The 11,993-nt window shown below is 51.7% G+C and carries 7 protein-coding genes and 1 tRNA gene; 7 read left to right on the top strand and 1 reads right to left on the bottom strand.

What is annotated here, in order from left to right; all coding sequences use genetic code 11:
• Positions 1-105 precede the first annotated feature (105 nt).
• The 7 genes from ACW73I_RS16900 (at position 106) to radA (ending at position 10,275) form a co-directional block, all read left to right on the top strand.
• A complete protein-coding gene (locus tag ACW73I_RS16900) occupies positions 106-1,329 on the top strand; it encodes an HD-GYP domain-containing protein (protein WP_458030601.1) in 1,224 nt (407 codons plus the stop codon).
• A 183-nt stretch (positions 1,330-1,512) separates the two neighbouring features.
• Positions 1,513-1,589, top strand: a tRNA-Met gene (locus tag ACW73I_RS16895).
• A 942-nt stretch (positions 1,590-2,531) separates the two neighbouring features.
• Positions 2,532-5,357 carry an NACHT domain-containing protein gene (locus ACW73I_RS16890; RefSeq protein WP_458030600.1) on the top strand — a complete coding sequence of 942 codons (2,826 nt, stop codon included), beginning with the start codon at positions 2,532-2,534 and terminating at the stop codon, positions 5,355-5,357.
• Between the two features lie 354 nt (positions 5,358-5,711).
• The gene (gene dnaB / locus ACW73I_RS16885) at positions 5,712-7,106 is read left to right on the top strand and encodes a replicative DNA helicase (RefSeq protein WP_458030599.1); all 1,395 of its coding nucleotides are present in this window, start codon (positions 5,712-5,714) and stop codon (positions 7,104-7,106) included.
• Entirely contained in the window at positions 7,103-8,185 is a 1,083-nt protein-coding gene (gene alr / locus ACW73I_RS16880; protein ID WP_458030598.1) for an alanine racemase, read from the top strand. The genes dnaB and alr overlap by 4 nt, the downstream gene beginning before the upstream one ends.
• Positions 8,186-8,537: 352 nt before the next feature.
• Entirely contained in the window at positions 8,538-8,819 is a 282-nt protein-coding gene (locus tag ACW73I_RS16875; protein WP_458030597.1) for a hypothetical protein, read from the top strand.
• 88 nt (positions 8,820-8,907) lie between these two features.
• Positions 8,908-10,275, top strand: coding sequence for a DNA repair protein RadA (gene radA / locus ACW73I_RS16870; RefSeq protein WP_458030596.1), 1,368 nt, complete (start codon positions 8,908-8,910; stop codon positions 10,273-10,275).
• Positions 10,276-10,277: 2 nt separating this feature from the next.
• Here radA and ACW73I_RS16865 read toward each other — a convergent pair whose 3' ends face one another.
• On the bottom strand, positions 10,278-11,945 hold the full coding sequence (locus tag ACW73I_RS16865; RefSeq protein ID WP_458030595.1) for a sulfotransferase: 1,668 nt from the start codon (positions 11,943-11,945) through the stop codon (positions 10,278-10,280).
• Between the last annotated feature and the right edge of the window lie 48 nt (positions 11,946-11,993).

Raw genomic sequence — 11,993 nt, 5'->3', positions numbered from 1 at the left:
TCACAGATCAAGACATTTCTGCAGACGCAAGGGTAAACTTTAATAAATGATTGATTGTATCTTTTTCGCCAACACAAATTGCATCTGAACGCCGCGAGATTTTTTATGGAGCACCAAGACATCGATTTGCACAGTGCCATCACCGCGCTCAGTTGCTCGCTGGATTTGGTCGGCATTGATGAAGTTAGACACGGAAAGAGAGTTGCAATGATGGCTTACCACATCGCCAGAGAACTAAAATGGTCCGATGAAGAAAGCTACAGCATCTTGCACGCCGGTATGCTGCACGACTGCGGCGTCGCCCAAATCCACGAGCATAGGAATCTGACTAATTCACTGGAATGGAGCGGTGCCGACGCGCACGCGGAAAGAGGTTTCAATTATTTATCTGCATGCGCGCCTTTAGCTCACTTGGCGGAGGAAATCCGCTATCACCATACTCGTTGGGAAAAGCTGATTACATTGCCGTTAGATCAGCGCATACGCATACGTGCAAATCTTTTATTTCTGGCTGATCGCATTGATATATTACAAGTCAACTTTATCAATAGCGAACGCATTTTAACCGCGGCTCCGGCCATCATTTCACAACTCATGGACTTTTCCGGCGTTTTATTCGCACCCGAGCTATTGGAAGCGTTTGCCAGAATCGGTAACAGCCAAGCGTTCTGGCTTGCGATGGACCCCGATTACTTAGACGAAGACATACGCGACCTAGGAAAAAACATCGCTCCCGTCTCATTGACTTTTACGGCCCAACGCGAATTAGCGCATTTGTTTTCTCGGGTGGTCGACGCCAAAAGTTCTTTTACCGAACAGCACTCGGAACGCGTAGCATTGGTTGCTCGAAAGTTGGCCGAGGACTTCAGCGTTCGAGGTACCGAACTTGACCAAGTTGAAATCGCCGGCTTGTTACATGACATCGGTAAATTAAGGGTATCCGAAGACATCATCGAGAAACCCGGAAAACTTACGGCAGAGGAACGAGCTTGTATGCAGCGCCATAGCTACGATACTTTTCGCATCTTGCAGCGAGTATTTGCAGACACCAAAATACCGATATGGGCGGGTTTTCATCACGAAAACCTGCGCGGCGAAGGATATCCGTTCAAAAGTCAGGGATCGGAGCAGGATTTGGAATGCCGTATCATTAGCGTTGCCGATATTTTCCAGGCATTAGCGCAAGATCGCCCTTACAGGGATAGCATGACCTTACAAGACATTCTCTCCGACTTGGACAGCCGCGTTGCGGCCAATGAGTTGGATAGAAGCGTCGTTGACAAGCTGAAATCCAATGCCGAGGCCTATTATCAATTAGCGAAAGGATGATGTCCGAGGACATGTAATGAACCGCCGCCCTACCTGGCGTTGGAATAGTTAATTCCCAAAAATTAATCTCGTAAGTTAAAGCGTTTTAAACAAGCGACCAAGATGGCTTGAAACCTGCCCAGAAAAGCCGCGTACGCGCCCCTTGACTTATGAATTGATGTCCGTATAATACCTGAAATCGATCGCGGGGTGGAGCAGCTTGGTAGCTCGTCGGGCTCATAACCCGAAGGTCGTAGGTTCAAATCCTGCCCCCGCTACCAGTTTTATATTTAGAAGTTGATAAATCAGGCCCAAGTTATTTAATATTAATGACTTGGGCTTTTTTATGTGCGCAGTCTTTAGTCAGGAAAGCAATGTTGCTGTGGGTTGTTGCAGTAACATCAAAAAATGCAGTTACCGCATCAGGCCTTACTGAAAATGGCTGAGCAAAGTCTATATGAAGCTATCCAAGCAAGCAAACCAAGGTCTAAAGATTTACATCTTTTCGATGGTCATGACCTGTATTCACTTATCAAATCAAACGATTCTAGAAGGCCGCAGCTTGACTGCTCTTACAATAATAAGCATAAGACCTTCTCACCTGAAACTTATCCTTTAACCCGCCGTGACGTTGCCTGAAAAAAACGGCAGATCCATAAATATTAGTTGCTGAAGATAAAGACCCGGCACGACTCAGAAAGTTAGCTGAAGAACTTGGACTTCAGGAAAAATTAGAATTGTCGGAGTCACGTTGAAGCGATGTCATCGCCGATATTGGGGCGACCGGTAAAAACTACCCGCGTAACCGATATATCAGCGGTGAGTGACTATGTCGATGGTACAGAATTGTTACCAAAGAGCTCCATTAATTTTACATTATACGAACGGCAACCGGCTGAAACAGAACTATTATTCATTGTTCCAGCCAACGCCTTATCCGTTGCATTAGTACTTGGCTGCCCGGAAAACACTGTTAGCGGGCTTCCTTTGGCCTTGAGCTCGGTTCGAGATAATGCTTAACAACAGCGCATGGCTTTTCTAACGATGTATATTGTTTACCTTGAATGTCTTTGCCGTACTTGATCAGTCAAAATTGAAAGCGGAAAACCGACCTTTTCCAATCTATCGCTTCACCTGATCCGATCGATATACTAATAACGGCCTCGTTTCTTGTCAGATGCCGAAGGCTGCGATGCAGAAAATAACTCTCAGAGAGCAGAAACATGTCAAACCTACCGCTCAAAGATTGGATATCCATATTTGGTTTTGTGCTCTCGCTACCGACGATTGCGTTTGCTTTATATTCGCTGGTTCGGTTTTGGAGAGCAAAGATACGCAAAGAGGGCTCTGAGCTGGCAAGCCTTGAGAAAGAAAAGGCATATCTAGCGGCATTGCAAGAGTACTTGGAGGAGTTGAATCGACCGCTAGGCTATAGCGACAAGGAATATACTGCCCCGGAAGGCGTTTTGATAGAGCAGGAGCACATCGAACTTCGTTATGTGTTCCGTAACGCACTTCCCTATGATCAACGAGGTCTCAACTCGCGCGACATTCTAACGACCGAACGCGGTACCTTAGTCCATAACATCGACTCGTTACTTCGAAAAGCGCGTAAGCCTATCGTCCTTCTAGGCGAACCCGGCAGCGGAAAAAGCGTCACGCTACGTCACTTGGCACTGGGAATCGCACGTCAACAGTCGGACGGCCGGCGGATATGGCCGGCACTGCCGGTTTATGTCCATCTCGGCAGTTACTCTCAAAACGATGACAAAGGACAAGCAATCGAATTACTGGAATTCATTAAATACCAACTCGGCCACGTGATCCCGGGAGGTTCAAATATCCTGGAAGTCTTGGAAGATGCGCTTAAGCAAGGGCGAATATACTTGTTACTTGATGCAATGGACGAAATGCCGTCTAAAGATTTCGCGTCGCGGGCAGACCGGATTAAACAATTTCTCATCGAGTACGGAAAACTCAACTCCATAGTCATCGCATGCCGTAACCGGGAGTATTCGGGAACCTTTCCACATTCTGAATTGATTGTCGAACCGTTCAACGCCAAACGGGTGCACGAGTACCTCGAAAAGCATTGGGAGCTTTATGCAAAGCGGATATTGAATCCGGACACGCAACAGACGGCGCACAGTAGTTATCTCGCCCTTGCGGAACCGGATCATCCGCTGTTCACATTTGCGACGAACCCTTTTTCGCTCAAGCTGCTGGCAAATTATTTCTTTGCGAATGCCGGAACTTTGCCGCGAATTCACGCCGAGGTTTTTGAAAGTTACATTGAGAAGAAGCTAGAAGTCGAATCGAATCGCAGAAAATGGCGGGAAGCGAAACAAGAGACGGTTTTGAACATCTGGAAAGAAATTGCTTACGGAACGCTCGAAAGCAATCTGGGAACCTACCTCAGCAGTAGCGAAATAGCCAAACTGGAACGGTTAAAAGCGAGAACGTCAAATGAGATTAACGAAGCGCTTGACGTAGCGATTTGTTCAGGGCTGATGCGACGCGAGGTCGACGATTCCGTCCGATTCGAGCATCATCGTTTATTGGAATACTTAGCGGCCTCCTACTGGGAACAGATCAGCCGGAACTCGGATTTGACCGTGGACCACTTAAACAACCCTTGGTGGCGGGAAACTATCATTCTACGCGGCGGCATCACAAGGAACCCGAACGTATTGATCCAGCTGATTTGTAGGGCAATAGACCGTAGATACCTTCTGTTGCTCGGACTCCGGTATCCCGACGAACCGGAGCCGGCCGATTTTCCGAGCGACACCGCTACGATAAGACTGGAAGGTATTTTAGCCATCGAAGTTGCCCTAGATTGCGTGCGGCAGCGGATAGGGGAACTATATAAACGCACTTTCGAATTCATCGAACCGCTGACGCTTGCCGTCGCAAGACGCGGTTCTCTCATTGAACAAGTACGTCTGGCCCGAACCTTAAAGGGTATGCCTTTGGCCTATTCGCACCATCTCCTCGCCGAGATGGTGGCCAGCCGTTCGGACTGGCTTGTTAACGAAGTATTCAACGCCATCGACAGGAAGGACTATAAAGATCCGAAATTCGCAACGATTCTGAATAAATTCCTTCGAGAAACCAGCCCGGACGATATCTTTAGGCGATTGCGTTCCGTCAAGAATCTGTCGCTGTTATCCTGTTGGCGGCTGGCTCAGTCGGACATCAAACTCAGCCTGATGCGTACGGGTCTAATATTTTTAGGATATTGGCTGATTGTGCTTGGCGTCTTTGGAATTCTTGTCCCTTATTATATGAATCTAGGCAATGAGGAACTACTGACCCCCAAGCAACTGTCGAATTCGTCAGGACAGTGGTCCGCGGTCATTTCCATTTCATTTCTGTTAGCCACCTCGCTGTTCTGGAATGGTGCGCGGTTGACCGTATATTTCATACTATTCAGCGTAGTTTGCTATTTGTTGGTACCGCCTAGAACGGCATTCCGTTTGATACTGTGCTTTTGGATATACACCATCGGTATCGGAGAAAATTTCAAACGAGCGAAGTGGCTCTCTAACCCTGTTGTACGACTCGTTACATTAGGAAACTGTCTGCCGAGGTGGTACCGGATCTTGGTCACCTTCCTGCTTTTTAACACCTTAACCATCTATTGGATCTATCTGGTTTACGGCGAAGCCACCGAATTTTGGATGCGCACTAGCGGCGGCTTCGCAGGCGTATTATTGATTGAACTGCTGCTGGAATTTCGAAATCGCCTGACGGTCCGCTCCTTACTTGAGCGAAGCGTAACAATGCTCGAGCCGAAAGAGCTTGAGTGGTTTCTTAGCGAAAGCCTCAAACGGTTGCGAAATCCATTGCCGCCCCGATTCGCACGGCAAATCTTAAACCGTATTGTAGAAATACCAATTGAGGAACATATCACAATCGAAAGATTGAAAGCCTTTGCGGATCGAGACGAATTCTTTATTCCGCGTGACGAGATCTTAGAAGCTATCGACCGAATAGACCTTAGGCGGCGGCAAAAAGTCCTAGAGGTCGCGCCGATACGCGACTGATCTTACGCAGGCACATGAACCCAATGTACTCGTGTTACGATCGATTAGACGATTTTATTCGCCTGAATTTTAAAAAACCTGTTTGCCAAAACACAATAAACGGATAGGCATCGACGGCACCACTGACTTTTCCGGCCACGCTAACGCAAATCGCTCGAATCGGCTGGCAAGCGAATTTCATGATGTGATTCGGATCGATGTTAAAAATTACCGGCCGGCCGTCGACAAGCTAAGGAAAATGCCCTGCTATCTTGCAAATCGCCATTTTGATCGTTCGTGCCGGAGCGTAATGATCGCTTTTCCGATGCGATATAATACGCGCTCGCAATTCTGCTCCCCTATCTTAAACCACTGATGTCAGAAGACTATTATTATCCTGCCGACCACGCCGTCGAATCGTTAAAAGTCCCGCCTCATTCCATCCAGGCCGAACAATCGGTATTGGGCGGTCTAATGCTGGACAACCAGACCTGGGATTCTGTCGCCGACAAAGTTGTGGAAACCGATTTTTACCGGCGCGACCACCAACTGATCTTCCGAGCCATCGCCGAATTGGCGGAGAAACAAGACCCGTTCGACGTCGTAACGCTGTCCGAAGTATTGGAAGCCACCGGCGAGTTAAAAGACGTCGGCGGATTGGCCTATTTGGGCATGTTGGCCAAGGAAACGCCCAGCGCGGCCAATATCGTCGCCTACGCCAACATCGTCCGCGACCGCTCGGTTTTGCGGCAACTGATACATATCGGCACCGAAATTTCGGATTCCGCTTTCAGTACCGAAGGCCGGGAAACCGCCGAATTACTGGAAAACGCCGAGCGCAAAGTCTTCGAGATTGCCGAGCAGCGTCAGCGCGGCCAAGGCGGCTTTAATTCGATCAAGTCGCTGTTGGCAAAGGCAGTGGACAAGATCGAGACGCTATACGAGATGGACGGCGACGTGACCGGCGTCAGCACCGGCTTTACCGATCTCGATGAAAAAACCTCCGGTTTGCAACCGGCCGATTTGATCATCGTCGCCGGCCGGCCGTCGATGGGAAAAACCACCATTGCGATGAACATGGCCGAAAATGTGGCCTTAAAAAGCGGTATGCCGGTCGCGGTGTTCAGTATGGAGATGCCGGGCGAAGCGCTGGCGATGCGGATGATGTCGTCATTGGGGCGCATCGATCAACATAAGGTCAGGACCGGCAAACTGGAAGACGACGATTGGCCGCGGCTGACTTCCGCGATTAACCTGCTGGCGGAAACCAAGCTGTTCATAGACGATACCCCTGCGCTGACGCCGACCGAGGTACGTTCGCGGGCGCGGCGCCTGATGCGCGAACACGGTCAGCTGGGTTTGATCGTATTGGACTATTTACAATTGATGCAATCCCCTGCCAGCGGCGATAACCGCGTGCAGCAGATCTCCGACATTTCCCGCGGCCTGAAGGCGTTGGCCAAGGAACTGAATGTGCCGGTCATCGCCTTATCGCAGCTGAACCGTAACCTGGAGCAGCGCCCCAACAAACGGCCGGTGATGTCCGACCTGCGAGAATCGGGCGCAATCGAGCAGGATGCCGACTTGATCATCTTCGTTTACCGGGACGAGGTCTATAACGAAGATAGTCCGGATAAAGGCATAGCCGAAGTCATCATCGGCAAGCAGCGCAACGGACCGCTCGGTACTGTGCGCCTAACCTTCTTGGGCCAATATACCCGTTTCGAGAATTTTGCCGGAATCTATAGCGGCGACGAGGATTACGAATGACCCCCGCCGCCTACGTGCATCTGGATTTGGAGGCGATACGCCATAATTTGGCGCAAGTCCGGCGCTATGCGCCCAACCGCAAAATCATGGCCGTCATCAAGGCCAACGCCTACGGTCACGGCATTGTCCGCGTCGCTCGCGTATTGAATGACGCGGACGGGTTTGCCGTGGCGCGAGTGGACGAAGGCGTACGTTTGCGCAAGGCCGGCATCAGCCAACCGATCACCGTCTTACAAGGCTTCGTTTGCGAGGAAGAACTGCAACTGATGCTGCAACATCAGTTGGATGCCGTGATCAACACGCCCGAACAAATCGCTATTTTGCAGCGGCAGGCCGGGCAGGACGCTAGTTTAACCGTATGGTTAAAAATGGATACCGGGATGAACCGGCTCGGATTCAAAGGCCGCGATTTCAATGCCGCCTATGATCAGCTGTTGACTTGCTCCATCGTCAAGCGACCGGTCAATCTAATCACCCATTTTGCCAACGCCGACGATTTGCTGGACGACAAAACCCGGCGCCAGGTCGAACTGTTCAACGACGCGGTGCAAGGCTATCCCGGCCAGCGCAGCATCGCCAATTCCGCCGGCATTATCGGTTGGCCCAATATTATCGGCGACTGGGTCAGGCCCGGCCTGATGCTATACGGCTGTTCGCCGTTCCCCGGCAAGACCGGCGCGGATTTCGGCCTGAAACCGGTCATGAGTCTGCATTCGCGCGTTATCGCCGTCAAGAACGTGGCCGCCGGCGAAACCGTCGGCTATAGCGGCACCTGGCAATGTCCGGTCGACACTCGTATCGGCGTGATATCCATCGGCTACGGCGACGGCTACCACAGGCGTCTGCAATGCGGCACGCCGGTGCTGGTCAACGGACAACGCGTGCCGTTGATCGGCCGGGTCTCGATGGACATGATAACCGTGGACCTCAACAGCCAACCCAATGCGCAGCCGGGAGACCCGGTTACCCTTTGGGGCGACGGCTTACCGGTGGAAGAAATCGCCCACCATGCCGACACCATACCGTATACCTTGCTGTGCGGGATTACGCAGCGGGTACAGATTGTTGAGCAGGCATGACAGCAACCCAATTAGTTACTGAAAAATATAAAATGATATACGGAGGGAAAAAGCCTTTGCGCAGCATGAACTTATTGAAGCCGTATCGTTTTTGCGGCAGGGCCGTAGGTCCGATTAGCGGTAGCGTAATCGGACGCATGTTGACGACCTTCGTTCCTCCGATTACGCTGCGCCAATCGGAGCTACGCGGGCTCACAGGGCAAAGGCTGGACTCTCACCAGCTAGCTGACTGCCATGCCAGTCACACTCCGGCTATCGCCGCTCCGCTTTTCGAGTCGAGTTCACCGTTGGACTTTTTGCAGATGCAGCCGTATAGACGTTTATAGGCTGGAACTTGAATGAGGCGTTCTAATTGAACTATTTCCTGGGTGTCGGCGGCGTTTGTCTGTTTCAAGCGGCCTTTTCATACGCTGTTATCATGGCTAACGCAGGGAACGGGTCGTTCGTTGGCTTGGGTGCAATGCTGTTCGCAGTCATCGGCATTCCAGTTACCGCAATTGCCATCGCCGTGCTGATCCGCTCCCATGGCAAGAATCCGGACAAGCGTTACATCGGCCGTTTTCTCTTGGCTGCGCTAGCTCTGCCGATGCTACAACTGGCTCTCCTCATTCTCGTTACCGTGTTTCGCCTGTAGCGCAGGTCCGTTTAGCGCAGCGTAATCGGACCTACCATCCGGACAGAAAATTCACTCTGATTTTTATAAAGTAAACCCGACGAATATCATGGCCAAAAAACAAAAATCCGCCTTCGTCTGCACCGAGTGCGGCGCCGATTATGCGGGCTGGTCCGGGCAATGCAACCAATGCGGCGAATGGAATACGATCAAGGAAGTCAAACTCGGTAATTCCAAGACTAAGCGCGACCACACGGGCTATGCCGGCACCCGCAGCGAAGTCCACCTATTGTCGGAAGTCAATCTGGCTCAGGCCGAACGGATTTCGACCGGCTTGACGGAATTCGACCGCGTGCTGGGCGGCGGCATCGTCACGGGCAGTGTGGTGCTGATCGGCGGCGCGCCTGGCGCCGGCAAGAGCACGATATTGCTGCAAGCGATCGCTCATATCGCCCGCTGCTTGCCGGTACTCTACGTTTCCGGCGAAGAATCCTTGCAACAGATTGCCGAACGCGCGCGCAGGCTTGGCTTAACGACAACCGGCATCAAGATGCTGGCCGAAACATCGGTGCAGCAAATTTGTGAAGTTTTGGACGAGGAAAAACCGCAAGTCGTCATCATCGATTCGATTCAAGTCATGTACACCGCAGACGCCGAATCCGCACCCGGTTCCGTTTCGCAAGTACGCGAATCGGCCAGCTACCTAACCCAATACGCTAAACGCAATAATGTGTCGTTTTTCATGGTGGGCCACGTCACTAAAGATCAATCCTTGGCCGGACCTATGACTTTGAGTCATATCGTCGATGCCCAAGTCGTCCTGTCGTCGACCGACGACTCGCGCTTCCGGGTGCTGCGTGCCGACAAAAACCGTTTCGGCAGCGTCGGCGAACTAGGCTTTTTTGCGATGGAGTCCACCGGCTTAAAGGAAGTCAAAAACCCGTCCGCCATGTTTTTATCGCGAGCCGAAAAACCTTCTCCCGGCAGTGTGGTGACGGTTTTATGGGAAGGCACGCGGCCGTTGTTGGTTGAAATTCAGGCACTGGTTACTGAAAGTCAGTACGGCAATCCCCGCCGGCTGGCGGTCGGTTTGGATCAAAACCGCTTGGCCATGCTGCTGGCGGTACTTTCGCGCCACGGCGGTATTTTTACCGCAAACGACGAGATTTATACCAATGTGGTCGGCGGCATCAAGGTATCGGAAACCAGCACCGATTTAGCGATCATGGTCGGGGTCGTGTCCAGTTTAAGAGACCGCATCATTCCTTACGACACGGTGTTTTTCGGCGAAGTCGGTTTAAACGGCGAAATCCGTCCGGTGGCCAACGGTCATGCCCGCTTGAACGAAGCGGCCAAACACGGCTTCAAGCGCGCCGTCATTCCGAAAAGCAACAAACCCAAAGAGCCGATCAAGAACTTGCAAATTCATGCGGTCAGCAATATACAGGAGGCGTTGGGGGTTCTATCCGACTTATAAAATTAGCCGTTACCGCCGTAAGCAAAGACGTCGATAAAGGGTTGCAGAACGGGCTGAATTTCTTCTAGATGCTCTCTGTAGCGCGTCCAGCGCCGAACCGCGGTATCGTAAACCGGTTGCGAGACCGCGGCGAAACTTGGCGTCGCGATGTAGCGGCCCTTCATTCGGGCATGAAAATCGATAATTTCGGCGGACCAATCCAAGCCCAGGAATGCAAACACTGCGCGAAAGGTCTTTTCGAAATCGTTTACGGCGTCTTCATAGCGTAGTTGCAGATAAGTTGGCCGCATGTGGTCGCGCACCTGCAACCATAGATTCATGATAGCGGCGTACTGCTTTGCCGTGCCTTGCCAACTCAGCATGTTGATCGTGGCGACAGAAGGTTGAAACGACTGCATGAAACAGCTCAGGCAAACGTCTCGCGGGTCGCGCAGGGCAAATATTATCTTGGCCTCCGGAAACAAACAGGCGATAAGACCGATGTCGATACTGTTTAAAGCCACTTTATTGACGAAGGTTTTGCGCAATGCCACGGCGCCGTATTCGTCTTGCACCCTGTGCCAATAATAGCGGCGTAACTCCAACAAGGTCGAAAGATCGGCACTCGCCAACCCGGCAGCCGTATCGCCGCCGCAACCCGCCAGTCGGCCCAGTTGGGCCGCTACTTGATTGATGATCCCATTCTCGTCGGAAGTCATGACTTGCGGGTGTGCCGCAAGTACTTGTTCGGTAAGCGTCGTTCCGGAGCGTAAAAATCCCATCAAGAATATCGGCACCGGCAAATCGTCGGCGTAATCCCGAACTTCCCTAAGACCCAATAGCTCGGGGCTAAATCCGGCGCGATTGCGCTCTAAGACATCAAATAGTTGCCTACCGTCCAAAGCGCGGAATTCGGCAAAAGACGCATTCAGCGTTTTCGCTTTCCGGCTAGCGGCAAAAGCCCCCGCATAATCGCCGAGTTTATCCGAAATCGTTGCCAGTTCCTGCCAGGCTCTGGCCGTTTGCCGTGGGTTGCGGTTATCGGATATGACGGTTTCCAATCTTTCTTTGGCCGACTCCGCCTCGCCGAGACGCGCTTCCAACGCGGCCAATAAATTTTGCGGCGCCGGATCGTCAGACAGCAATTGACCGCTCTTGCGTGCATGGGGCAGCGCTTCTTCCAGGCGATTGATGCGCATCAGATACAAAGCTAAATTGTTATGCGGAGCCGGTGCATCCGGTGACAGTTTTACCGCCAGTTTCGCCAAACGAACCGAAGTGGCTACATCACCCCAATGGTGTAATTGCTCAGCCAACTCCAACAACGGTTTGACATCATGATTCCGGCCGGCGCCCTTTTCCAGAATCCGGGCAGCTTGCTGCAGATAAGCCAAACCCTCGCGCCGATAATCCTGCCAACATAATGCCTGACCCAACCCAGCCAAGGCTTCGGCATGCTTCGGCCTTACCTTTAGTACCGCACGAAAGCCGGCTGTGGCCCCTTCAACGTCCCGATTGGCCACTGCGCGCAAAGCGAGCTGCAGTAACTGCTGGGCATCGGGAACTCGATCCTGCGCGACATCTGAATACGCGCCGCAACAAGCCTTGACCTTTTTGCCGCTACCGCAGGGGCAAGGATCGTTTCTTTTCAATTTTATGTTTCGCACCTGCTGCATCGATGTGATTGACATGCCGATTAAGCTAGTTTTTTAGGGTATCGTCCAAAATAACTTCCCGAT

Source organism: Methylomonas sp. MgM2 (assembly GCF_054172045.1).
The sequence above is the reverse complement of the archived record's forward strand: the minus strand, read 5'-3'. Positions and strand labels throughout refer to the sequence as shown.